This window comes from Streptomyces sp. NPDC031064 (assembly GCF_055570965.1).
This window is the reverse complement of record NZ_JBVIGF010000005.1, coordinates 182,032-206,157: the sequence shown is the minus strand read 5'-3', so window position 1 is coordinate 206,157 and position 24,126 is coordinate 182,032. Positions and strand designations below refer to the sequence as shown.

23 protein-coding genes are annotated in these 24,126 nt (G+C 72.5%); 9 read left to right on the top strand and 14 right to left on the bottom strand.

From position 1 onward, the window contains the following. Positions 1–164: 164 nt before the first annotated feature. On the bottom strand, positions 165–3,476 hold the full coding sequence (locus ACZ46W_RS19730; protein ID WP_468339143.1) for a S41 family peptidase: 3,312 nt from the start codon (positions 3,474–3,476) through the stop codon (positions 165–167). A gap of 158 nt (positions 3,477–3,634) precedes the next feature. Between ACZ46W_RS19730 and ACZ46W_RS19725 the strand changes: the two genes are divergently transcribed. Further along, positions 3,635–4,207 carry a TetR/AcrR family transcriptional regulator gene (locus ACZ46W_RS19725; protein WP_468339141.1) on the top strand — a complete coding sequence of 191 codons (573 nt, stop codon included), beginning with the start codon at positions 3,635–3,637 and terminating at the stop codon, positions 4,205–4,207. 145 nt (positions 4,208–4,352) lie between these two features. Beyond that, positions 4,353–6,530 (top strand): MMPL family transporter, encoded by a 2,178-nt coding sequence (locus ACZ46W_RS19720; protein WP_468339139.1) that lies wholly within the window; start codon positions 4,353–4,355, stop codon positions 6,528–6,530. An 80-nt stretch (positions 6,531–6,610) separates the two neighbouring features. Here ACZ46W_RS19720 and ACZ46W_RS19715 read toward each other — a convergent pair whose 3' ends face one another. Then, a complete protein-coding gene (locus ACZ46W_RS19715) occupies positions 6,611–6,967 on the bottom strand; it encodes an SsgA family sporulation/cell division regulator (protein WP_468339137.1) in 357 nt (118 codons plus the stop codon). Positions 6,968–7,127: 160 nt separating this feature from the next. On the opposite strand from ACZ46W_RS19715, the gene ACZ46W_RS19710 reads away from it, so the two are divergent. From ACZ46W_RS19710 to ACZ46W_RS19695, 4 genes are read left to right on the top strand one after another with little or no spacing between them, the layout of a single operon-like run. Beyond that, positions 7,128–8,174: an energy-coupling factor ABC transporter permease gene (locus ACZ46W_RS19710; protein ID WP_468339135.1), complete on the top strand. Its 1,047-nt coding sequence runs from the start codon at positions 7,128–7,130 to the stop codon at positions 8,172–8,174. Between the two features lies 1 nt (position 8,175). After that, entirely contained in the window at positions 8,176–8,937 is a 762-nt protein-coding gene (gene cbiQ, locus ACZ46W_RS19705) for a cobalt ECF transporter T component CbiQ (protein ID WP_468339133.1), read from the top strand. Then, positions 8,934–9,707, top strand: a complete 774-nt coding sequence (locus tag ACZ46W_RS19700; protein ID WP_468339131.1) for an energy-coupling factor ABC transporter ATP-binding protein — start codon at positions 8,934–8,936, stop codon at positions 9,705–9,707. Before cbiQ ends, ACZ46W_RS19700 begins: the two co-directional genes overlap by 4 nt. 47 nt (positions 9,708–9,754) lie before the next feature. After that, a complete protein-coding gene (locus tag ACZ46W_RS19695; RefSeq protein ID WP_468339129.1) occupies positions 9,755–10,939 on the top strand; it encodes a serine hydrolase domain-containing protein in 1,185 nt (394 codons plus the stop codon). 3 nt (positions 10,940–10,942) lie between these two features. Here the strand turns inward: ACZ46W_RS19695 and ACZ46W_RS19690 are convergent, their stop codons facing one another. The 12 genes from ACZ46W_RS19690 to ACZ46W_RS19635 form a co-directional block, all read right to left on the bottom strand. Beyond that, on the bottom strand, positions 10,943–11,368 hold the full coding sequence (locus tag ACZ46W_RS19690) for a hypothetical protein (protein ID WP_468339127.1): 426 nt from the start codon (positions 11,366–11,368) through the stop codon (positions 10,943–10,945). Between the two features lie 361 nt (positions 11,369–11,729). Next, a complete protein-coding gene (locus ACZ46W_RS19685) occupies positions 11,730–11,930 on the bottom strand; it encodes a type II toxin-antitoxin system VapB family antitoxin (RefSeq protein ID WP_366128695.1) in 201 nt (66 codons plus the stop codon). A 60-nt stretch (positions 11,931–11,990) separates the two neighbouring features. Continuing rightward, positions 11,991–12,608 carry a hypothetical protein gene (locus ACZ46W_RS19680; RefSeq protein ID WP_468339125.1) on the bottom strand — a complete coding sequence of 206 codons (618 nt, stop codon included), beginning with the start codon at positions 12,606–12,608 and terminating at the stop codon, positions 11,991–11,993. Next, on the bottom strand, positions 12,605–13,921 hold the full coding sequence (locus tag ACZ46W_RS19675; protein ID WP_468339123.1) for a DUF7224 domain-containing protein: 1,317 nt from the start codon (positions 13,919–13,921) through the stop codon (positions 12,605–12,607). The genes ACZ46W_RS19680 and ACZ46W_RS19675 overlap by 4 nt, the downstream gene beginning before the upstream one ends. After that, positions 13,921–14,724 (bottom strand): ATP-binding cassette domain-containing protein, encoded by an 804-nt coding sequence (locus tag ACZ46W_RS19670; protein WP_468339121.1) that lies wholly within the window; start codon positions 14,722–14,724, stop codon positions 13,921–13,923. Before ACZ46W_RS19670 ends, ACZ46W_RS19675 begins: the two co-directional genes overlap by 1 nt. An 11-nt stretch (positions 14,725–14,735) precedes the next feature. After that, positions 14,736–15,158, bottom strand: a complete 423-nt coding sequence (locus tag ACZ46W_RS19665) for a hypothetical protein (RefSeq protein ID WP_468339119.1) — start codon at positions 15,156–15,158, stop codon at positions 14,736–14,738. Positions 15,159–15,306: 148 nt separating this feature from the next. Then, positions 15,307–16,158, bottom strand: coding sequence for an EamA family transporter (locus tag ACZ46W_RS19660; protein WP_468339117.1), 852 nt, complete (start codon positions 16,156–16,158; stop codon positions 15,307–15,309). Further along, a complete protein-coding gene (locus ACZ46W_RS19655) occupies positions 16,155–16,640 on the bottom strand; it encodes a YbaK/EbsC family protein (protein ID WP_468339115.1) in 486 nt (161 codons plus the stop codon). Before ACZ46W_RS19655 ends, ACZ46W_RS19660 begins: the two co-directional genes overlap by 4 nt. 42 nt (positions 16,641–16,682) lie before the next feature. After that, complete coding sequence (locus ACZ46W_RS19650; RefSeq protein WP_468339113.1) at positions 16,683–18,320, bottom strand: penicillin-binding transpeptidase domain-containing protein; 1,638 nt, start codon at positions 18,318–18,320, stop codon at positions 16,683–16,685. Positions 18,321–18,482: 162 nt separating this feature from the next. Continuing rightward, positions 18,483–19,160: a hypothetical protein gene (locus ACZ46W_RS19645; RefSeq protein ID WP_468339111.1), complete on the bottom strand. Its 678-nt coding sequence runs from the start codon at positions 19,158–19,160 to the stop codon at positions 18,483–18,485. A gap of 35 nt (positions 19,161–19,195) precedes the next feature. After that, the gene (locus ACZ46W_RS19640) at positions 19,196–19,750 is read right to left on the bottom strand and encodes a hypothetical protein (RefSeq protein ID WP_468339109.1); all 555 of its coding nucleotides are present in this window, start codon (positions 19,748–19,750) and stop codon (positions 19,196–19,198) included. A gap of 181 nt (positions 19,751–19,931) precedes the next feature. Further along, positions 19,932–21,665, bottom strand: coding sequence for a dolichyl-phosphate-mannose--protein mannosyltransferase (locus ACZ46W_RS19635; RefSeq protein WP_468339107.1), 1,734 nt, complete (start codon positions 21,663–21,665; stop codon positions 19,932–19,934). Positions 21,666–21,738: 73 nt separating this feature from the next. On the opposite strand from ACZ46W_RS19635, the gene rsmI reads away from it, so the two are divergent. The 3 genes from rsmI to ACZ46W_RS19620 all read left to right on the top strand — a co-directional run bounded on the left by rsmI (position 21,739) and on the right by ACZ46W_RS19620 (position 24,045). Further along, complete coding sequence (gene rsmI, locus ACZ46W_RS19630; RefSeq protein WP_468339836.1) at positions 21,739–22,617, top strand: 16S rRNA (cytidine(1402)-2'-O)-methyltransferase; 879 nt, start codon at positions 21,739–21,741, stop codon at positions 22,615–22,617. A 128-nt stretch (positions 22,618–22,745) separates the two neighbouring features. Beyond that, positions 22,746–23,147, top strand: a complete 402-nt coding sequence (locus ACZ46W_RS19625; RefSeq protein ID WP_468339105.1) for a hypothetical protein — start codon at positions 22,746–22,748, stop codon at positions 23,145–23,147. Between the two features lie 28 nt (positions 23,148–23,175). Continuing rightward, on the top strand, positions 23,176–24,045 hold the full coding sequence (locus ACZ46W_RS19620; RefSeq protein ID WP_468339103.1) for a TatD family hydrolase: 870 nt from the start codon (positions 23,176–23,178) through the stop codon (positions 24,043–24,045). Positions 24,046–24,126 lie beyond the last annotated feature (81 nt).

The following is a 24,126-nucleotide window of genomic DNA, read 5'->3' as shown; positions in this document are numbered from 1 at the left end:
GAGTTGCACGTGGGGCCGGCGCCCCCGCCCCTACCGGCGTGAGGGTGACGGGGTCGGAGGTGGGGGGTGTTCGGACGTAAGAGCGCGAAGCGCAGTCCGAACACCCCCCGCCGTAGGCCCCGGCGCCCGCCCGCAACCAGGCGCCCGCACCGGCGGCGCGGCCGTCAGGAGGCGGGCCTCGGGGGGAGTTTGGGGCGGGTGAGGGATGGGACCTGGGAGTAGTCCGGGGGGCGGGACGCCGGGTGCTCGGCGAGGAGCTGGAGCGCGACCTCCACCGCGTCCGCGAGTTGCCGGTGGCGGCCCTCCGCCCAGTCCAGCGGGGTGCGGAGGATCTCGATGTCGGGGGCCACGCCGTGGTTCTCGACGGACCAGCCGTACTCGTCGAACCACGCCGCGTTCATCGGCACCGTGATCACCGTGCCGTCGCCCAGCCGGTGGCGGCCCGTCATGCCGACGACGCCGCCCCAGGTGCGCTGGCCGACCACCGGGCCGAGGCCGAGGAGCTTGAAGGCGGCCGTGATCATGTCCCCGTCCGACGCGGTGGCCTCGTCGGCGAGGGCGACGACCGGGCCGCGCGGGGCGTTGGAGGCGTACGAGACGGGCTGGGCGTTGCGGGTGAGGTCCCAGCCCAGGATCTTGCGGGTGAGCTTCTCGACGACGAGCTCGCTGATGTGCCCGCCCGCGTTGCCCCGGACGTCGACGATCAGGGCGGGCCGGGCCATCTCCATCCGCAGGTCCCGGTTGAACTGCGCCCAGCCCGAGCCGCCCATGTCCGGGATGTGCAGGTACCCGCACATGCCGCCGCTCAGCTCCCGCACCACCTCGCGGCGCTTGGCGACCCAGTCCTGGTACCGCAGCGGCCGCTCGTCGACCAGCGGGACGACGGCCACGCGCCGCGCGGGGCCCTCCCCCTCGGAGCCCCCGTCGGGGCGGAACGTCAGCTCCACCGTCGTACCGCCAGCCCCGGCCAGCAGCGGGTACGGCCCCGCCACGGGGTCCACCGGGCGGCCGTCCACGTGGGTGAGGACCGCGCCCTCGCGGATGCCCGTACCGGCCAGTGGCGAGCGCGCCTTGGAGTCGGACGACTCGCCCGGCAGGATGCGCTTGACCGCCCAGTGGCCGTCCCGGCACACGAAGTTGGCGCCCAGCAGCCCCTGGGCGCGCTGGTAGTGCGGCGGGCCCTCGTTGCGGCGCGCGGGCGTGACGTACGCGTGCGAGGTGCCCAGCTCGCCCAGCACCTCACGCAGCAGGTCGGCGAACTCGTCGGGCGAGGCGACCCGTTCGACCAGCGGGCGGTACTGGTCGAGGACGGCGTCCCAGTCGATCCCGCTCATGCCCGGGTCCCAGAAGTAGGCGCGGATGATCCGCCCCGCCTCGTCGTACGCCTGGCGCCACTCCGCGCCGGGGTCCACCTCGTGCAGGATGCGGCGCGAGTCGACGTACACCGTGGAGTCGCTGTCGCCGGGCTCGTTCGCCGGGACGGCCCGCAGGTCGCCCTCGTCGACCACGACGAGCCGGCTGCCGTCGCCGCTGACCGCGTACCAGTCCAGGTGGTCGACCAGCTCGGTCTTGCGGGCCTTGGCGAGGTTGAAGTGTTCGAGGGTGGGCCGCCCGGAGGTGTCGGCCGGGTTGACGAATGTCTCGCCCAGGGCGCCCGAGATGGGCCACCGCAGCCACACCAGGCCGCCGCCGCTCACCGGGTGCAGGGAGGAGTACTTGGAGGCCGCGACGGGGAAGGGCGTCACCCGGTTCTCCAGGCCCTCGAACTCGACGACCACCGTCCCGTCGCCCTCGGCCGCCTCCTCCGCGAGGTCGAGCCCGCCCGCCGCGGGCCGCCCCTCCGGCGACAGGGCGAACGGGGAGGGCGTGGTGGAGGCCAGCGGCACCAGGTAGGGGCGGCAGCCGAGCGGGAAAGACAGGTCCCCGGTGTGGACGTCGTACACCGGGTCGAAGCCGCGCCAGGACAGGAAGGCGAGGTAGCGGCCGTCGCGCGTGAAGACGGGGCTCTCGTCCTCGAAGCGGCCGTTGGTGACGTCCACGATCGTCCGGTCCTTGATCCGGGCGATCTTGATCTGGCGCAGCGACCGGCCGATCCCCGGGTGGGACCAGGTCAGCCAGGCGCCGTCGGGGGAGAACGCCATGTCCCTGACGGGCCCGTTGATGGAGCGGGTCAGCTCCGTCAGGCCGCCGGCCGGCTCGCCGTTCGGTTCGCTCGCCGGCTCGCCCGACGGCTCCTCGGGCTCCTCCGGCACGTCCAGCAGCAGCAGCCGCCCGTCGTTCGACGCGATCGCCAGCCGCTCGCCCTCCGGGTCGGCCAGCATCTCCGTCACGTGCCCCAGCTCGCCCGCCGCGAGCCGCCTCGGCTCCCGGTCGCCGCTGGCCCGCGGCAGGTGGGCCACCTCGATGGCCTCCTCGCCCTCGGCGTCGGTGACGTACGCGATCCGCCCGCTGCTGCCGAGCATCACCGGCAGCCGCACCCGTACGCCCGGGGTGTCGGCGATCGTCCGGGCGGGGCCGTCCCGGTGCGTGAGCCAGTACAGGCTGCCGCGTACGGAGACGGCACTGGCCCGGCCGGTCTCGTCCACCGACACGGCGTCCACGTTGGTCGCCGCGGGCACCTGGTAGGTGCGCCGCCCGGCGCGCGGCCCGCCGAGCCGCACCGCCAGCCTGCGGGGCTCGGAGTCGGGGGTCAGGGCGTCCACGATCCACAGGTCACCCGCGCACTGGTAGACCACGCGGCGCCCGTCGGAGGAGGCGTGCCGGGCGTAGAAGGCGTCGTGGTCGGTGTGGCGCCGGAGGCCGGTGCCGTCGGGGAGGCAGGAGTACAGGTTGCCGACGCCCTCGTGGTCGGAGAGGAACGCGATCCTGCCGTCCACGAACATCGCGCAGTCCAGGTGGCCCTCCAGGTCGGGCAGCAGCCGCTCCCCGTGCAGCCACAGCCGCCCGGTCGCGCCGCCACGGTACCGCTTCCAGGCGGCTGGCTCGTGCGGCGGCTTGCCGGTCAGCAGCAGGGTGAGGTGGCGGCCCTCGATGTCCGCGACCGCGATGTCCGCCACCGGCCCCCACGGCAGTCGGCCGCCGGGCGAGCCGTCGACCGGGACCTTGTAGGCCCAGGAGAAGTGCGAGAACGGCTGGCCGTGCGAGGCGACGGCCAGGATCTCCCCGTCGGGCGTCCACCCGCACACGCGCGTGTCGACCGACCCCCAGTAGGTCAGCCGGCGCGCGGGTCCGCCGTCGACGGGGGCGAGGTGGATCTCCGGGTCCAGGCTGCGCCAGTTCGTGTACGCGATGTGCCGCCCGTCCGGCGAGAAGCGGGGGTGCCCCACGCGTGTCCGGTCGACCGTCACCCGCCAGGCCCGGCCGGGCGGTTCGCCGTCCGCGACCAGGGGCGCGACCCACAGGTCGTCCTCGGCCACGAAGCACAGCAGGTCGTCGTGGAGATGGGGATAGCGGAGGTATGCGCCGTCGCTGCTCACACAGCCATGCTTTCCGCGCTCAGGGGGCCCGGCAACCCGATCACGTGATCCAGCACACGTACGAAACGGTTTCGTTTCGCAGCAGGGCTGCCGTACTCTCGTATGCGTACGAAACCGTTTCGTCTCGATGGTCGACGGTCGATGGGAGTGCAAGGGACATGGCACGCGGCAGGCTCACCCCGGAACGCGAGGCCGAGCTGTACGAAGCCGTGCTCGACCTGCTCCGCGAGGTCGGTTACGACGCCCTCACCATGGACGCCGTCGCCGCCCGCACCCACTCCAGCAAGGCCACCCTCTACCGCCAGTGGGGGAGCAAGCCCGAGCTGGTCGCCCACGCCCTGCGGCACAACAAGCCGGTGAATATCGCCGAGATCGACACCGGCTCGCTGCGCGGCGACTTCCACGAGATGCTCGCGCGTTCCGACGACTGCCAGATGGAGAAGGACTCCGCGCTGATGCGGGGCCTCGCCCATGCCGTCCACGACAACCCCGACCTGCTCCAGGCGCTGCGCGACCTGCTCGTCGAACCCGAGATGACCGGGCTCGGCGAGGTGCTGGGCCGCGCGGTGCGGCGCGGCGAGGTCGCCGTGGACAACCCCGCGCTGGGGCTCGTCCCGCACATGCTCATCGGCGCCTTCGTCGCCCGCCCCCTCGTCGAGGACCGGCCGGTCGACCAGGCGTTCCTCACCGCGTACGTCGACGCCGTGGTCCTCCCCGCCCTGGGCGTCTGACGCACCACCAGCACCACCAGCACCACTCCTGGCGCCACCACCGCACCACCTGGCACCACCACCGCACTACCTGACACGTACCGCTCACGCTGTCGGGCCGGCTCCCCATGTCCTGTTGTCCCACCCATCACCGGGAGACGCCCCCGTGGCAACGTTCCTCTACCGACTCGGCCGGTCAGCCTTCCGGCGCCGCCATTTCGTCGCCCTCATCTGGATAGCGCTGCTGGCGCTCGCCGGCGTCGGCGCCGCTTCGGCGCCCGCCGCGACCTCCAGCTCCTTCTCCATACCGGGTACGGAGGCCCAGAAGGCCTTCGACCTGCTCGAAGAGCGCTTCCCGGCCGCCGGTGCCGACGGCGCCACCGCCCGGGTCGTCTTCAAGGCCCCCGACGGCCGGAAGATGACCGACCCGGCCCACAAGGCCGAGGTCCGCAAGGCGGTCGGTGAGCTGAAGAGCGGCTCCGACCAGGTCGTCAACGTCACCGACCCGTACACCGTCCAGGCGGTCTCGCGGGACGGCAGCACCGCGTACGTACAGGTGTCCTACAAGGTCAGCGGCATGGAGCTGACCGACGCGACGCGCGAGGCGCTGGAGGAGACCGGCGACCAGGCGCGCAAGAGCGGGCTCACCGTGGAGATCGGCGGTGACGCGCTCCAGACCGTCCCGGAGACCGGGGCGAGCGAGATCATCGGCGTGATCGTCGCGGGGATCGTCCTCGTGATCACCTTCGGATCCCTGGTGGCGGCCGGGCTGCCGCTGCTCACCGCGATCATCGGTGTCGGCATCGGCGTCTCGACGATCACGGCGCTGGCGTCCGTCCTCGACCTCGGCTCCACCACCTCCACCCTCGCGATGATGATCGGCCTCGCCGTCGGCATCGACTACGCGCTGTTCATCGTCTCCCGCTACCGCGCCGAGCTGGCCGAGGGCCGCGAGCGGGAGGAGGCGGCCGGACGGGCCGTCGGCACGGCCGGTTCCGCCGTCGTCTTCGCCGGGCTCACCGTGGTCATCGCCCTGGTCGGCCTCGCCGTGGTCAACATCCCGATGCTGACGAAGATGGGCTTCGCGGCGGCCGGCACGGTCCTGATCGCCGTTCTCATCGCCCTCACGCTCATCCCCGCGCTGCTCGGTTACGCCGGCGGGCGCGTGGTCGGCCGCAAGGCCCGCAAGGCGGCCGGGTCCGCGCCGGCGGGCGAGGAGAAGCCCAACATGGGCACCCGCTGGGCCCGCTTCGTGCTGCGCCGCCCGGTCGCCGTGCTGCTCGTCGGCGTCATCGGCCTCGGTGCCGTCGCCGTACCGGCCGCGTCGCTGGAGATGGGCCTGCCCGACGACGGCGCCCAGCCCACCTCCACCACCCAGCGCCGCGCCTACGACCTGCTCTCGGACGGCTTCGGGCCCGGCTCCAACGGCCCGCTGATGGTCGTGGTCGACGGCGACAAGGCCGCCGCGGACCGTACCGTCACCGACATCAAGGGCCTCGACGGGGTCGCGGCCGTCACCCCGGCCACGGCGAACAAGGCCGGCGACACCTCGATCATCACCGTCGTACCGAAGGACCGCCCCTCCTCCGTCGAGACGGAGAACCTGGTCCACTCGATCCGGGACACCACCGGTGACGACGTGCTGGTCACCGGCGCGACCGCGATGAACATCGACTTCTCGCAGAAGATGAACGACGCGCTGCTGCCCTACCTGGCGCTCGTCGTCGGCCTCGCCTTCCTGCTGCTGATGGTCGTCTTCCGGTCGGTGCTGGTGCCGCTGAAGGCCGCGCTCGGCTTCCTGCTCTCGGTGGTCGCCGCCCTCGGCGCGGTCGTGGCCGTCTTCCAGTGGGGCTGGCTCGGCTCGCTCTTCGGCGTCGAGCAGACCGGCCCGATCATGAGCATGATGCCGATCTTCATGGTGGGCGTCGTCTTCGGTCTGGCCATGGACTACGAGGTCTTCCTCGTCACCCGGATGCGTGAGGCGTACGTCCACGGGGAACGGCCCGGCGAGGCGATCGTGACCGGCTTCCGGCACGGGGCGCGGGTCGTCACGGCCGCCGCCGTGATCATGATCGCGGTCTTCGCGGGCTTCATCGGCTCCAGCGAGCAGATGGTGAAGATGATCGGCTTCGGCCTCGCGGTCGCCGTGTTCTTCGACGCGTTCGTGGTGCGGATGGCGATCGTGCCGGCGGTGCTCGCCCTGCTCGGCCACAAGGCCTGGTGGCTGCCGCGCCCGCTGGACCGCGTCCTGCCGAACGTGGACGTCGAGGGCGAGGGCTTGCGTGTGGAGCCGGCCGCCGACGCGTCCCCGGAGGACGGCGAGCGGGAGCTCGTACGGGCCTGACACGGACCCCGGGGCGGCCGCTCGACCGGAGCCGCCGCCCCGGTCACGCGCCGTCGCCGCGTCGTGCCGTCACCCTGGCTTCACCGGGTGACGGTCGACGTGGTCGTGGCGTACGTGCGCCGGATGAAGCGCATCAGCGCCGAGGAGTCGAACTGCACCACGGCCACGCCCTCGGGGGCGTGGAACTCGACGATCGTCTGGACGCGGCCGCACGGCCAGACGCCGAAGTCACCGTCCCGGGCGGGGGCGCGCAGGCCGTTTTCCAGCAGGGAGCGCGGGAAGCTCCAGTCGGTGCCGCCGGGGAAGCAGAGCCGTACGACGGGTTCGGGATCGACCGGTTCGTAGCGGATCGCGACGGGGACGGGACGGGAGAGCGGGCCGTCGGTCACGATCAGGGCCTTGGTGTGGACTACGACACCTTCCTCAGCGGGGTACATCGGCCGACTCCTCACACTCGCCTCATTTGTCTCTAATGTCCCACCATTCCGCGGGGTGTGCCCGCCCCCCTTTTCGTGATGTGGACGCTCTTGCAAGTCGTTCGCAAGAGGACCCATCATCGAACCCGTTCTTATCCGCCTGTCCGAAAGCGGTCCCCGCATGCATGTCCCCGACGGATTCATCAACGCGCCGGTCTCCGCGGCCGCCGGTCTCGTCGCCGCCGGCGCCGTCGCGGTCAGCCTGCGCGGGGCACGGCGGGAACTGGACGACCGGACCGCGCCGCTCGCCGGTCTGGTCGCCGCGTTCATCTTCGCCGTGCAGATGCTGAACTTCCCCGTCGCGGCCGGGACCAGCGGGCACCTGCTGGGCGGAGCGCTGGCGGCGATCCTCGTCGGGCCCCATACGGGTGTGCTGTGCATCGCGGTCGTCCTGCTGATGCAGGGGGTCCTGTTCGCGGACGGCGGCCTCACCGCGCTCGGCGTCAACATCACCGTCATGGGCGCGGTCACCGTCCTCGTGGCGTACGGGCTGTTCCGCGGCCTGGTCAAGGTCCTGCCGCGCACCCGCCGCTCGGTGACCGTCGCGTCGTTCGTCGCCTCGCTGGTGTCGGTACCGGCCGCCGCGGGCGCGTTCACCGCCGTCTACGCCATCGGTGGCACGACCGACGTACCGCTGCCCAAGGTCCTCACCGCCATGGTCGGCGTCCACGTCCTGATCGGCATCGGCGAAGCGGTGATCACCACCGCGACGGTCGGCGCCGTCATCGCCGTACGGCCGGACCTGGTGTACGGGGCCCGTGGCCTGGCCGCGCCGCTGAAGCTCCGCGTGGGCGGCGAGCTGGTCGAGGCGACCCCGGCGTCCGCGCCGGTGGCGCCGGTGGCCGCCCGCTCCACGGCGAAGGTGTGGATCACCGGCCTGGCCACCGCGCTCGTCCTGGCCGGATTCGTCTCCTTCTACGCCTCCGCCAGCCCCGACGGCCTGGAGAAGGTCGCCGCCGACCAGGGCATCGACCGGAAGGCCGAGGAGCACGCCGCCGCCGACTCGCCGCTCGCCGACTACGGCGTCAGCGGCCTCACAGACGCCCGCCTGTCCGGGGGGCTGGCGGGCACCATCGGCGTCGGCGCGACCGTCCTGGCCGGCACGGGGGTCTTCTGGGCGGTACGCCGGCGCCGTACGGAGGAATCCCGTACCGAGGAAACCGTCTGACATGGGCGCCGGGCACACCCACAAGCTCTACCGGCACGGGCACTCGCCGGTGCACCGGCTGCCGCCGCACTGCAAGCTGGCCGCCGTCTTCTGCTTCGTCGTGGTCGTCGTCTCCACGCCCCGCGAGGCGGTCTGGGCGTTCGCCGCGTACGCCGGGCTGCTCGGCGCGGTGGCGGCGGCCGCCCGCGTCCCGGCGGGGTTCGTGCTGCGGCGCCTGGTCATCGAGGTGCCGTTCGTGGCGTTCGCGTTCCTCATGCCGTTCGTCGTGCCGGGCGAGCAGACGACGCTGCTGGGCGTCTCCGTGTCCGTACCCGGCCTGTGGGACGCCTGGAACGTGCTGGCCAAGGGCACCCTGGGCGTCGCCGCCTCCGTGCTGCTCGCCGCCACCACCGAGCTGCGCGCCCTGCTGCTCGGCCTGCAACGGCTGAGACTGCCGCCCCTCCTGGTCCAGATCGCCTCGTTCATGATCCGGTACGGCGACGTCATCACCGACGAGATGCGGCGCATGTCCGTCGCCCGGCGCTCGCGCGGCTTCGAGGCGAAGGGCGTACGGCACTGGGGCGTGCTCGCGAAGTCGGCGGGCGCCCTCTTCATCCGCTCCTACGAGCGCGGCGAACGCGTCCACCTGGCGATGGTGAGCCGCGGCTACGCCGGTTCGATGCCGGTCATCGACGAGGTGACGGCCTCCCGGGCCCAGTGGTCGTCGGCCGCCGCCCTCCCGCTCACCGCCCTCGTCATCTGTCTGCTGGGATGGACGCTATGAGTCTCAGTTTCGTGCCGTCGCTCGACGTCCGCGGCCTCGCGTACGCCTACCCCGACGGCCACCAGGCGCTCTTCGGCGTCGACCTGACCGTCGAGCGGGGCGAGCGGGTCGCGCTGCTCGGCCCCAACGGCGCCGGCAAGACCACCCTCGTACTCCACCTCAACGGCATCCTGGGCGGTGGCGTGGGGACGGTGACCGTCGCCGGGCTGCCCGTCGAGAAGGCCAACCTCGCGGAGATCCGCCGCAAGGTCGGCATCGTCTTCCAGGACCCCGACGACCAGCTCTTCATGCCGACCGTCCGCGAGGACGTGGCCTTCGGCCCGGCGGCGGCCGGGCTGCGCGGGGCCGAGCTGGAGGCGGTCGTGGTGAAGGCCCTGTCCAGGGTCGGGATGGCGGAGTACGCCGACCGGCCCCCGCACCACCTGTCCTTCGGCCAGCGGCGGCGCGTCGCGGTGGCGACCGTCCTCGCGATGGAGCCCGAGATCCTCGTCCTGGACGAGCCGTCGTCCAACCTGGACCCGGCCTCCCGCCGCGAACTCGCCGACATCCTCCGCTCGTTGGACGTCACCGTCCTGATGGTCACCCACGATCTGCCCTACGCCCTCGAACTGTGCCCGCGCTCGGTCGTGCTGAGCGAGGGCGTGATCGCGGCGGACGGCCCGACCGGCGACCTGCTCGGCGACGAGGAGCTGATGCGCGAGCACCGCCTGGAGCTGCCCTTCGGCTTCGACCCGACCGCAAGGCCGACCCGGAAGCCGGCGCCCCACTAGCGCGTTGCACCATGGGGTGAACGATCGCGGGAGAGGAGCGTGGGAGCGTGAACGTCCAGGACATCCAGGGCCTCCAGGACATCCAGGGCACGGTGCAGGCGGGCTTCGAGCCGGTCAGGGACGCGTTCCTGCGCAACTTCCAGCAGCGCGGCGAGCGGGGCGCCGCGGTCGCCGTCTACCGGGACGGCCGCAAGGTCGTCGACCTGTGGGCGGGCGTCAAGGACGCCGACGGCACGGCACCGTGGGCCGTGGACACCGCCCAGGTCGTCCGCTCGGCCACGAAGGGCGTCGCCGCCGCCGTACCGCTGCTGCTGCACCAGCGCGGGCAGCTCGACCTGGACGCGCCGGTCGGCACGTACTGGCCCGAGTTCAAGGCGGCGGGCAAGGAGCGGGCGCTGGTGCGCCACCTGCTGTCGCACCAGGCGGGCGTCCCGGTCCTGGACCGGCCCCTGACCCTGGCCGAGGCCGCCGACGTCTCCGTCGCGGCGGACGCCATCGCCGCCCAGGCGCCCGTGTGGGAGCCGGGAACCGACCACGGCTACCACGCCCAGACGTACGGCTTCCTGCTGAGCGCCCTCGTCCAGCGGGTCACCGGCCGCTCCATAGGCCGCTGGGTCGCCGAGGAGATGGCGCGCCCGCTCGGCCTCGACCTGTGGATCGGCCTCCCGGCGGACGAGGCGCACCGGGTCGGCCGCGTCGGGCCCATCGAGGAGCCGGCGGCCGGCGGCGCGCTCAAGCTGCGCCCCAAGCGCTCGGTCGCCGACGCCTACGCCGACCCCTCCTCGCTCACCCGCCGCGCCTTCGGCGCCATCACCCCGGCCCCGGACGAGAACGACCCGGCCTACCGGGCCGCCGAACTCCCCGCGTCGGCGGGCGTCTCCACCGCCCGGGCCCTGGCCCGCTTCTACGCGGCGACGCTCGGCCCGGTGGACGGCCACCGCCTGTTCGCGCCGGCGACCCTGGCGATGGCCCGCACCGAGGAATCCGCCGGCCCGGACCGAGTGCTCGTGGTCTCCACCCGCTTCGGCCTCGGCTACATGCTGCACGGCCCGGCGTCCCCGCTGCTCGGCCCCGGCTCCTTCGGCCACCCCGGGCGCGGCGGCTCGCTGGGCTTCGCCGACCCGGAGTCGGGCATCGCGCTCGGTTACGTCACCAACGGCATGCGCAAGGGCGTCACGGCGGACCCCAGGGCCCAGGCGCTGGTGCGGGCGGTCAAGTCGGTCGTCGCCTAGGCGCTATCGCGCAGGCGTCTGCTGACCGGTCAGCAGACCGAGCAGGTGGTCCATCTCGCCCCGCCAGATGCGGTGCACGTTCATCCGGGTCGGCTGCGTCTGCCCGGGCAGCAGCACGCGGAACGAGCTCCATACGGTGTTGCGCCGCACGTCGCCGATCATCGCGCCCACCTGGGCGGGCGGCAGGGCGAACGCGATCTCCTGGGGGCGGTTGCTCATCCGGCTCGCCTTGTGGATGACGACGCTCTGCTCGGTCAGGGTGATGAAGTAGTACGTCAGGAACGCCTGCCCGATGATCCCCAGCATGCTCATCAGCCACACGCTGGGCCCGGCGATGGCCTGAATGGTCACGATCGGCCGGTCGGTCGGATTGGCCTGCGCGAGGGCCTCCGCCACCTGCCGCTGAATGGTCGCCTTCTTGATGGCCATGGGCCCTCCCCGGGATGCGGAATGTACGCCCCCACTTCCGGGGGCACCGCAGAATACCCAGACGCGACGGCCGCACGAACGCCCGTACGGTGCCGAGCATGTTCACCCTGTCCCTCGACACCACGTCCGAGAGCTACGCCACGGGCCGGTCCTTCGGCGCGCTGCTCGTCACGGCCGGTGCCATGGCCCTGGTCTGACGCCTGACGGCCTCGTGGCGGACATCCGGGGCAGGGCACCGGCGCAACGTCGTCCTCGGCGCACCGGCCTGGGCCGCCGAGGACCGGCCCGCCCCGCCCCGCACGGTCGCCGCGCCCGCGAAGGTCGTGACTTCTTCGACGGGGCGAAGACCCGTGATGGCCCGTCAGCCCTGCGGCTCCTGTGGCCGGACGTCGACCTCCCGCAGCGCCTGGTCCTTCAGCTCGGTACGGGCCTCGGTGCGGTGACCGCGCGCAATGTAGTCCCGTACGACCAACTCCACGGCGTCCTGCGGTGACCCGACCCCGGCCAGCACCATCACCTCCACCACCAGTTCGGCGTCCAGACTGATGTCCACCTTGGCCACCACGGCCCCCCTTCGTCGCACGTCGTCCCCGGACCCTAGCGGTTCGGGCCCCCCACGTACTCACCGCTGCTCGGCCCGCTCCGTCCGGCGCGGTGACCCCGTACAGGCCGCCACCGCGCCGAGCACCCACAGCGACACCGCCACGGCGGCGGCCGGGGCAGCGGAGGCGGGGTGGAGGGACCAGGCCCACGGCTCGGTGGTGTTGTCGAACCGCACGCCCAGCAGCAGTGTGGGGCCCAGCATGCCCAGGGGGAGCAGCCAGGACAGGCCGCTGCCGAAGAGGCGGGCGCTGATCAGGGCCAGCCCGAGGTAGCCGACGGCGTTGCGCACGGACGCGCCGGACACCTCCCACCCCGCCCCGCCCAGCAGCGGGAGGGCGCTCAGGGCGACGGCCAGGCCGAGCAGCACGGCCAGGTGGACGGCGCGGTGGCGGCGCATCGGCTGGGCGGCGGTCCGTTCCAGGTCGCTCATGGGCGAGAACAGCGTCGTGCCGAGGACCACCGCGTACGCCACCGGCGCGACCTCGGCGACCGGGACGGTGAAGTCCACCAGGTAGCGGAACTCCGGTACGGCGACGCGCTGCTGGGCAAGGAGAGCGGTCGCCGCGGCGATGATGGTGCCGATGGCCGCGGCACGTGGCAGGCCGCGGCTGCGCGCGTAGGCGAGGGCGGCGTTCACCGCGGGGCCTTCGGTGCCCGGGGCAGCGCGGGTACGGGGCGGCAGGACCGGATGTGGTCGGCCGACGCCTCGATCCAGCGCTCCTGCTCGGCGGGAGGGGCGGCGGTGACGCGTTCGAGGGCCGCGCCGAAGTCGTCGCCGTAGTACTCGGTGGGGGCGCCGAGCCGGTGGCGGACCACGGCCTCGAAGAGGAACGTGTCCGGGTAGCCGCCGGTCTCCTTCAGCAGGTGCGGCTCGCACTCCGACGGAGGCTGCGGCAGGGCGGCCGTGAACATGGCGTCCGTCAGCTCCTCCTCGCTCATGTCGGGCGACGTCAGCGCCAGTTCGGCCGTGTGGCCCCGTGGACGCTCCAGGCCCGTGGCGTAGAAGCCGCGGTTGAAGCCCGACAGGGTGCCCAGGCCCGTGTCGACGCGCCGCACGGCGGCCTTCGCGCGGGGGAGCAGATGCCGGTCCTCCGGCCACAGGCAGACCGTCGTGCGGCCACCGGTGGCGCAGGCGGCCTGGGATGGCTGTGCCTTGCGCACGGCCCAGTAGGAGTCCGGCACCGGGGTACGGAAGGCGACCAGCGTGCCGCCCGCGGTCAGGGCGACGAGCCCGAGCGCCACGAGGGGCAGCGGCCGGGGGCGCAGGGTGGCGCTCCGCCGCAGTGCCGGCAGGGCGGGCAGCACCAGACCCAGGGCCAGGCACCAGGCCGCGGCGACCAGCATGCGCGTCGTGTTCGGTTCGAACACGGTGTCCCAGTGCTCGTCGACGGCGGGGAAGAGCTTGTTCAGCGCGCTGTCCGGTACGAAGGCGAGGGCGACGAAGAGCCCGTACCAGAGGACCCCCGCGAAGGGCGCGCAGACGCGTGACGGCAGGGCGGTGCCGAGGGCCACGCCCAGGCCGGTCTGGAGGGCCAGCATCGAGGCGCCGAGCAGCAGGGGCGTCCAGACGGGCCCGCCGCTCTGGCTGACCTGGGCGGTCCGTGCGAAGGCGACGGCGATGAGGACGGCGTACGCGATCAGGGACCACAGCCAGGCCGCGAGCCAGAGCACCAGCGACTGCGTCCAACCGCCGCGGGCGGCGGTGTCGGCCCAGATCCGCACCTGATGGCGGTGGGCGCGCCCGGCGGCCCACGCGGCGGCGCTGCTCATCAGCGAGCCCATCACGATGACGGCGAAGAGCTGGACGCGCAGGCTGGTCTGGGTCCACCAGCCGATCCAGTCGCTCTGGGCCGGGCTTTCGGACAGGAAGTAGTAGCAGCCGATCGCGCCCATCAGCACGGCGACCCACTTGGCCTCGCCGCGGCGCATCTCGGTCAGCAGTACGCGCATCAGCCCGTCACCGCTTCCGACCCGGCCAGATGGAGGTAGCCGGCCTCCACCGCGCCGCCGTCCACGGCGGAGTCCCCGCCCGAGCCCTCGCCCGGCAGGGCGCACAGCTCGGCGACCGTGCCGGTGAAGCGGACCCTTCCCTGGAGGAGGACCGACACGCGGTCGCACACGTGCGCCACGTCCTCGGCCAGGTGGGTGCTCATCACGACGGCACACCGCTCGCCGAGGCCCTGGATCAGGGTGCGGAAACCGACGCGCTGGGCGGGGTCGAGGCCGACCGTCGGCTCGTCGAGCAGGACGAGGGCCGGTTCGTTGACCATGGCCTGGGCGATGCCCACACGCCGGAGCATCCCCCCGGACAGCGCCCCCATCTTGCGGTCCGCGTACTGCTCCATCTCCACCAGGCGCAGCGCCTCACGGGCCCGCTCCCGGCGCCGGGCCGACGGCACCTTGCGCAGCCAGGCCGCGTACTCGGTGAACTCCAGGACGGTGAAGGCGGGATAGAACCCGAAGGACTGCGGCAGCACCCCGATCCGCTGCCGCAACCGCCGCACCGCCGCCCCGTTCGGGGCTTCCTCACCAAGGAGGCCGAGCGTCCCGGACCCGGGTCTGCGCGCGGTGCTCAGCACGGACAACAGGGTGCTCTTCCCCGCCCCGTTGGGCCCCAGCAGACCGGTGACCCCGGCGGAGAAGTGGAGGGTGACGTCGTCAAGGGCGGTCGTCGGCCCGTAACGGACCGAAACGCCCGCGACCGCCGCCACCGGCGCGGTGCCGGCGGCGGCGGTGCTGTTGCGAGGTGACACGGTGTTCCTGATCAGTTCTGGGCGTTCACGTAACCGGTCGCACGGCTCCCGGGAATCCCCGCCCAGGTGGCCTTGGTGTAGTACTTGCCACTGGTGCTGGTGCCCTTGTAGGCACCGCAGCCGTACCCGGAACGGTAGCTCCGGGAGGTGCTGGCTATCTGCGGGTCCGGACGGAAGCTCTTGTCCTCGTAAATGTAGGCGCTGAACGTCCGCGTGTCGTTGACCGGAACATCGCCGCAGGCCTTGGCGTGGCCGCTGCCCGGGCCGCGCCAGCGGTCGCCGTCCTCCTTGCTTCCCGCGGTGGCGACGCTGAACGGCAGCCGGCTGCCGCTGATCTCGGCAGCCACGGCACCGACGGCGGGCACGCCGACGGCCAGCGCGGTCAGCGCACCGACGAGCACGCGCGTACGCCGCTTGGTCATGGTGGCACGCATGTAATCCCCCTTTGGATGAAGCGAGTTGGTCGGTGATCACGCTATGCCAAAGCGGTGGGGAGCGGGAGCGGATTAGATCAGGTGTGCGACCGATCACAGGCAAACCGGACGCGCACCCTCCAGGCCGGCGCCCCGGCCGGGGGGGCGCTCAACCCACGTGCAGCATCAGCCCGATGCCCACCACCATCACGCCCGCCGCCGCGATCCTGGGTGCGCCGAAGCGTTCCTTGAAGAAGAGGGCACCGATGGCCGCGCCGACGATGATGGAGGATTCGCGGAGGGCGGCGACCGGGGCGAGGGGGGCGCGGGTCTGGGCCCAGAGGACCAGCGCGTAGGCGGAGATGGAGAGCACCGCGCCCAGCAGGCCCCGGGCGGCGTGGGGGCGGAGCTGGGCGGCCAGTGCCGTGCGGCGGCGGTGGAGGGTGTACGCCGGTATCGCCAGGCCCTGGAGGAGCATCAGCCAGGCGATGTAGCCGAGCGGGGTGCCCGAGGCGCGCACGCCCACGCCGTCGACGACCGTGTACGCGGCGATGGCCAGGCCCGTGGCGAGGGCGGCGACGATCGCCGGCCGGTGCGGGCGGTGCTTGCCGCCCCGGATGCCCCACAGGGCCAGGCCCACCAGCCCCGCGCAGGCGACCGCGACGCCGGCGAGCTGCCGTTCGTCGGGCAGCTCGTCGACGAAGGCGGCCGCCAGGACGGTGACGACGAGCGGTGCCGTGCCCCGCGCGATCGGGTACATCTGGCCGAAGTCGCCGAGCGTGAACGACCGCATCAGCAGGGCCATGTAGCCGACGTGCAGGGCGGCGGACAGCAGCAGGTACGGCCAGGCGGCCGCCGCCGGCAGCGGGACGAAGCAGGCCGCCACCGCGCCGATCAGCGCGCCGCCGCCGGATATGAGCGTGAAGGACAGCAGTTGGTCCTTGATGTGGTGGGCGATCGCGTTCCACCCGGCGTGCGTCACCGCGGCCAGCAGCACGGCAGCCGCGACGAGCGGCGTCACGCGGGCCGCTCGCGCACGTCGACCAGGGTGCCGCCGGCGTGGGCGATCAGCGTCTTGGGGTCGAGCGGGAACACCGTGTGCGGCGTCCCGGCCGCCGCCCACACCACGTCGTGGTCGAGCAGCCCCCGGTCGGCCAGCACCCGGGTCGCCGTCACGTGCCCGAAGGGCGGTACGCCGCCGATCGCGTACCCCGTCGTCCGCCGGACCAGGTCCGCGTCCGCCCGCGTCACCGCGGCGGCGCCCAGCTCACGCCGTACCAGCTCCACGTCGACCCGCGACGAGCCGTCCATCAGGACCAGGACCGGTACCCCGTCGGCCGCGAAGACCAGCGACTTGACGATCTCGGACGGGTCGCAGCCGATCGCGGCGGCGGCCTGGGCGGCGGTGCGGACGGCGTCGGGGAAGCGGCGGACCTCGACGTCGTGCAGGCCGAGCGCGCGGAGGGCCTCGGCGAAACGCGGGTGGGCAAGTGAAGCGCTCATGGCCCGCACGCTAGCGGTGGCTGTACGGGCCACGCGAGTGGGTTACCGGGCGTTGAGCACGGCCGCGACGAGCGGGCCCGCCGCGTCCCCGCCGTGGCCGCCGGACTGGACGACCGCCGCGGCGGCCAGGTCGTCGGCGAAACCGGCGAACCAGCTATTGGACGTGGCCTGCCCGCCGACCTCGGCCGACCCGGTCTTCGCGCCCTTGTCACCGCCGACCCCCGCCATGGCCGCCGCGCCCGTCCCGCTGGTCGCCGTCGCCCGCATCATGTCGCGCAACTGGCGGGCGGCCGATCCCTCCAGCGGGCGCGCGGCGGTGGCGATCTGCCGGTGGTCCAGGTCCCGGTCCACGATGACCGGCTGCTTGAAGGAACCGCTCTTCGCGGTCGCGGTGATGGACGCGACGTTGAGGACGTTCATCTGGATGGTGCCCTGCCCGATGTACTGGGCCGCCGCCTCGCCGCCGCGCTCCTCGGGCACGGAGCCGTCCCAGGTGCGTACCCCCGTCTGCCACTCCAGGCCGATGCCGAAGACGTCGCGGGCCTCCTTGCCGAGCGCCCCGTCGTCGCCGACGTCGTCGATGAGCTTGATGAAGGCGGTGTTGCAGGACCGCTTGAAGCTCTCGTTGAACGTGCTGCCGTCCGGCAGGGCGAAGTGGTCGAGGTTGTGGAACGTACGGCCCTGGTACAGGACGTTCTTGGGGCACTCGGCCGGGCGGTCCTTGCTGACCAGGCCCTTCTCCAGCAGCAGCGCCGCCGTCACCATCTTCATCGTCGAACCGGGTGCCTGCTTGCCCTCGAACGCCGCGTTGAACGCGTCCTCGCGGTTGTTGGCCACCGCCCGTATCTCGCCCGTGGACGGCTTGATGGCCACCACCGAGGACTCCGCGTACTGCTTCACCGCGCGTTCGGCCGCCGCCTGGACGTCCGCGTCCAGCGTCGTCTCCAGCCGGCCCGGCTTGCCCTCGGTGAGCGTCAGCAGCGTCTGGTCGGGCACGCCCTCGGACTCCGCGTCGATCCACGTCTCGATGCCGGCCACGCCGCCGGCGTCGGCGCCGTACTTCTGGCGCAGCTCGTCCAGGACGGGCTTCAGGGACGGGTACTTCTCCGGCGTCAGCTCCACGCCGTCGCGGTCCACCGCCTTGACCGGCGGGTGCGACGCCTGGCCCGTGCGCAGCATCGTCCCGTCGGTGAGCTTGGGGTGGATCACCGACGGCTCCCAGTCGACCAGCGGCTTGCCGGTGGTGAGGCCGCGTACGACGGTCAGTTCGGAGGCGTACGTCAGGCGCTTGGACTTCCCCTCGTACGTGACCGTCGCGTCGACCGTGAAGGGCACCTTGGGGCCCACCGGGGTGCCCGGGGTGATGACCGCCTTCGAGACGTGCGCGACGTCCCGGAAGTTCTGCACGGCAGGTGCGGCGGTGTCGGCGTGGTTGGTCAGCTCACCGGCCGCCGCGTCGTCGCCCGCCGCCCACGCGGCGAGGAAGTCCTTCGCGGTCCGCTCGACCTCCTCGGCGGTGACCGGCCCGCTGCCGGCCTTCCGCGGGGCCGCGGCGGACGTCGTCGTCCCCGTCGCACCGCCCGTGATGCCGTTGTACAGGTTGTACGCCCCGTACCCCACCCCACTGGCCACGACGGTGAACACCCCGCCGACGATGGCGACCTTCGCTCCACTGCGCATCGTGCAGTCCCCCTCCCCAGGAGCCCCGTTGAACGCGTTCAAGCGCGTAACTGGAGTCACCCTACGGGACGGGAGTGACGACGCGGCTGACTGTTACCCGACCGGAACGTCAGGGCCCCGGACACCGCTGCCGGTGTCCGGGGCCCGCGCGTGCCTACCGGCTCAGCGGGTGGTGCTGAGCGCGAAGACGTCGTCCGCGCTGTTCAGCCGCTGACCCGACGGGGCGGACTGAGCCGTCTTCCCCGCCTGGGCCGGGGCCGCGCTCCTGGTGCCCTCGGTCAGCTCGTGCGCCGCCTCCGGGTCCCGGGGCGTCTGGAGGGCGCCGTCCTTGGCGGCGACCACGCACGCGGCGGTGGACGCGCAACTGTAGACGGGGCCGTCGGCCCCCTCGTACCAGGACGTCAGGTAGAAGACGTACTTCCCCTTGGGGAGGCTGTCGGTGAGGTCCTTCAGGTTGTGTCCCGGGTCGCGGGTGAACTCGACGACCGCGCCGGTCACCCCCGGCTTGCTGGACTTCTCGACCTTGATCTCGACGTTCGAGGTCCGGTTGGCGGGCTTGCCCGGGTCGGTGTAGTCCTTGCCCTCCTTGGCGCCCGTGATGGTGCCGAGGACCACCAGGTCCGAGCGGCCCGCCAGATCCGGGACGCTCGCCGGCGGGTTGGCCTCCGAGGCCGCCGCACCGGCGTGCGCGCTCCAGAAGTCGCCGGACGCCTTCGCGGCGCCGGACGCGCCCTGCTCCGCGTCGGCCTTCGGTGTGCCGGACGAGCACGCCGCCGTGGCCAGCAGGACCGCGAGCGTGGCGGCGCCGGCGGCCGCCCGCGTGATGTGTGTGCGCTTCATCGGTCGCTCACTCTCCTCTGCTTCCTCGGTCCTGCTCAGTAACGGCCGTTGATGTGGTTCTTGTCGTGCTTGGAGTAGTAGTTGTGGTCGGGATTGCTCCGCAAGCAGGAACGATTCGGCGAGGAGTAGTTGCGGTTGTCGCCGGTGGCGTGGCCCAGTCCGACACTGTGGCCGATCTCATGGCACGACAGCGACTTGTAGTTGTTGTGCGGCACCCTGTTGTTGAACACGATGGTGAACTGGTCGCACTTGGACGAGCTGCCGCTCACCTTCTTGACGCACGTGGTCCACGCGTACCAGTTCCTCTGGTCGCCCGTGGGGTTCCACGTGGCGTACGCCCAGACGTCGACCTTGTTGTCGTACCGGCGCTCCAGGCTGGTCGTCATGTCCGTGGGCGCCAGCGAGTTCTTGCGCGCCCAGTCCATGCCGCCGCGCTGCCCCGACGACAGGTCGTCGTCGAAGAAGAAGCTGTGCGCCTTGTTGTCCGCGAACGTCGGCCCGAAGGAGTTCGCCGAAGCCGGCTGGGCGACGAGTATCAGCGAACCGGCGGCGGCACCGAGCGCCGCGAGCACACGTGTGCTCCGTCTCATGGTCTTTTCCCCGTTCCCCGTTGGTCTGTCTCACGGGGGAAACGGCGATCCCTCACGGACCCCCACGGGCGGCACGCGCGCCACGCGTGCACACGCGGCCACGCACGCCGCCCAAGGCCCGTTCCCCCCGGCTGTAAAACACACTACACAGCCCAACTGACAACGGGGCAGCGGGATTTGCCTACACCCACGTATCCAGCCACATGCGGTCGCGCCAGTCGTCCATCGGGATCGACTCGCCCGTGTAGAGGGGCCAGAAGTAGATGAAGTTCCAGACGATGAGCAGCACCAGCACGCCCACGCCGACCGCGCCGATGGTCCGTCGGCGTTCGGCGGCCGCGTCCGTGCCCGGTGGGCCCAGCATGGCGCCGGCCATCATCGCGACCGCCAGGCACAGGAACGGCACGAACACCACGGCGTAGAAGAGGAAGATGGTGCGCTCCTGGTAGAAGAACCACGGCACCCAGCCGGCCGCGACCGCGCACGCGATGGCGCCCGCCCGCCAGTCGCGCCGGAAGAACCAGCGCCACAGGACGTACAGGAGCGCGAAGCACGCCGCCCACCACAGCAGGGGCGTGCCGATCGCCAGCACCTCGCGCGCGCACTTCTCCCTGACGTCCACCGGGCAGCCGTCGCGGCCGGCCGCCGGGTCCTCGTAGAAGTACGAGACGGGCCGGCCCAGCACGATCCAGCTCCACGGGTTCGACTGGTACGTGTGCCCCGACGTCAGGTTGACGTGGAAGCTGTAGACCTCGGACTCGTAGTGCCACAGGCTGCGCCACCAGTCGGGGAACAGCCACGACCACGAACTGTCCTTGCCCTCCGTGGCCGCCCAGTTCCGGAAGTAGCCCTTGTCCGTGAGGATCCAGCCCGACCACGAGGCGATGTACGTGGCGATCGCCACCGGCACCGTCGAGACGAACGCGGGCAGCAGGTCGCGCCGGAGCACGCTCGTGTACGGGCGGAAGGCGCCGGCCGTGCGGCGCGCGCCCACGTCCCACAGCACCGTCATCACCCCGAACGCGGCCAGGATGTACAGGCCGTTCCACTTCGTGGCCGCCGCCAGGCCCAGCGTCAGCCCGGCCGCGATCCGCCACGGCCGCCACCCCAGGCGCAGCGTTTCCGCGACGTCCGCGTCGGGCCGCAGCACCCCGTCCTCGCCCACCGGCAGTGCCGCCGCGAGCCGCCGCCGCGACCGGTCCCGGTCGATCAGCAGGCACCCGAACGCCGCCAGGACGAAGAACATCAGCACCTGGTCGAGCAGTGCCGTGCGGCTCATCACGAAGTGCAGCCCGTCCACGGCCAGCAGCGCGCCCGCCAGGCACCCGAGGAACGTCGACCGGAACAGCCGCCGCCCGATCCGGCACAGCATCAGCACCGACAGCGTGCCCAGCACCGCCACCATGAAGCGCCAGCCGAACGGGGTGAACCCGATGAGCCGCTCACCCAGCCCGATGACCCACTTGCCCACCGGCGGGTGCACCACGTAGCCCGGGGCCGTCGGGACGGCCACCGCGCCGGGGTCGTCCAGGATCGACCTGTCGACGTCCTTCGGCCACGCCCCCTCGTACCCCTGGTTGACCAGCGCCCAGGCGTCCTTGGCGTAGTACGTCTCGTCGAATATCACCGCGTGCGGCTCGCCCAGGTTCCAGAACCGCAGCACCCCCGCCACCAGCGCCACCAGCAGCGGGCCGCCCCACGCCGCCAGCCGCCACAGCCGGTCGGCCACCGCGGGGGGCGCGCCGAGCACCGTCCAGACCCGGTCCGAGGGGCGGGCGTACGGGGGCACCAACCGCTCGCGCAGGCCCGTCACCGGCCGCGGCACATAGCCGAAACGGCGCAGGCGCTGCTGCCACGAGGGCGGCTCTTTCCCGGCGTCCTGCCCGTGCAGGGCCTTATGAGCAGTACTGGTCACCGCGCCATCGTAGGGAACGCGCCTGTGCGAGTCGCCCGTCCGGGCTGCGAGGATGGCTCCTGTGACAGGAACGGTGACCGGAACGCTCGTACTCGCAGGGACCCCGATCGGAGACGTCGCGGACGCCCCGCCCCGCCTCGCCGCCGAGCTGGAGAGGGCCGACATCGTCGCCGCGGAGGACACCCGGCGGCTGCGCCGGCTGACCCAGGCGCTCGGCGTGCACACGACCGGCCGGGTCGTGTCGTACTTCGAGGGCAACGAGTCAGCCCGTACGCCCGAGCTCGTCGAGGCACTCACGGGCGGCGCGCGCGTCCTGCTGGTCACCGACGCGGGCATGCCGTCCGTCTCCGACCCCGGCTACCGGCTGGTCGCCGCCGCCGTCGAGCGGGACATCAAGGTCACGGCCGTGCCGGGGCCGTCCGCCGTGCTGACCGCGCTCGCCCTGTCCGGGCTGCCCGTCGACCGGTTCTGCTTCGAGGGCTTCCCGCCGCGCAAGGCGGGCGAGCGACTGTCCCGGCTGCGTGAGGTCGCCGCCGAACGGCGCACCCTCGTCTACTTCGAGGCCCCGCACCGCCTCGACGACACGCTCGCCGCCATGGCGGAGGTGTTCGGCGAGGAGCGGCGGGCCGCGGTGTGCCGCGAGCTGACCAAGACCTACGAGGAGGTCAAGCGCGGCGGCCTCGGCGAGCTGGCCCGCTGGGCGGCCGAAGGCGTACGCGGTGAGATCACGATCGTCGTGGAGGGCGCGCCCGAGCCCGGCCCCGGGGAGCTGGACGCCGACGAGCTGGTGCGCAGGGTGCGGGTGCGCGAGGAGGCGGGGGAGCGTCGCAAAGAAGCCATCGCCGCCGTCGCCGCCGAGGCGGGGCTGCCCAAGCGGGAGGTCTTCGACGCGGTCGTCGCGGCAAAGAACGCGTCTGCCGAAGGCTCCGCAGTGGGTAAAGGACTATCGTAAAAGCTAAAGACCAGACCGTGCGGCAGGCCTTTCGGCATGGGAAGCCCCAAAACCGGTCCAACTTTCGACAGGTGCCTACGCACTCCCGCCCGTAAAGGCGTCCACTGGTTCAGTGGAAAGGAGCTGGCATGAGCGAGACCACAAGTACTCCGGTCGGCCATGAGGCATATGCCTTCGCCTGCATGAACTGCGGGTACGGCTGGGAGCAGGCGTACGACATCGAGCACCACACGGACATCAGCGGGCACGAGTTCGTCGTGTACAAGGCGGGGGGCCGCCGGGTGCCGTCACCGCTCTCCAACCCCACCTGTCTGAACTGCGGGCGGCACCGCGTCCGGATCATGCGGGCCGGCCAGGTCTCCTCGGTGCTCGAACTGCTCGCCCAGCACCAGGCCGAGCCGACGAAGGGCTCCGTCGGATCGGCCGGGCCGACCCTCGGCCAGGAACGGGCACCGGCGGCGGAACAGCCCGCCAAGGAGCCGCACCACTGGCACCTGTCCGACCTGCTCCACGCCTTCCACCGGAAGTAGCCGCCGGCCGCTTCCGTACGATCGGGGCATGAGTTCCAAGGACGCCCCGCCGCCGCTGCCCGAGCCCCTCGGAGTGCCGGTCGCCGATTCCCACACCCACCTGGACATGCAGTCCGGGACCGTCGAGGAGGCCCTCGCCAAGGCCGCCGCCGTCGGTGTCGAGACGGTGGTCCAGGTGGGCTGCGACCTCAAGGGCTCCCGCTGGGCCGCCGAGACGGCCGCCGCGCATCCTCAGGTCCACGCGGCGGTCGCCCTGCACCCCAACGAAGCCCCGCGCATCGTGCTCGGGGACCCCGACGGCTGGTCCCGGCAGGGCGCCCGGGAGGCGGGGGGCGACGCGGCGCTGGACGACGCGCTCGCCGAGATCGACCGGCTCGCCGCCCTGCCCGAGGTCAAGGCGGTCGGCGAGACCGGCCTGGATTACTTCCGCACCGGCCCCGAGGGCATGGCCGCCCAGGAGCGGTCCTTCCGCGCCCACATCGAGATCGCCAAGCGGCACGGCAAGGCGCTCGTCATCCACGACCGCGAGGCCCACGACGACGTGCTGCGGATCCTCGCCGAGGAGGGCGCTCCGGAGCGGACGGTCTTCCACTGCTACTCCGGCGACGCCGCCATGGCCCGCGTCTGCGCGGACGCCGGGTACTACATGTCCTTCGCCGGGAACGTCACCTTCAAGAACGCCCAGCCGCTGCGCGACGCGCTCGCCGTCGCCCCGCTGGACCTCGTCCTCGTCGAGACGGACGCGCCGTTCCTGACGCCCGTGCCGTACCGCGGACGGCCCAACGCCCCGTATCTCGTTCCGATCACGGTCCGGGCGATGGCGCACGTGCGGGGGATCGACGAGGAGGCCATGTCGACCGCGATCGCCGTCAACACAGCGCGAGCATTTGATTACTGACCGATAACGAGTCGGCGGCGCAACAGGGTAGCGGCGCGACACAGCGTAGTCGAATCGCTTTGGTGAGTGACGGGCCCTCCG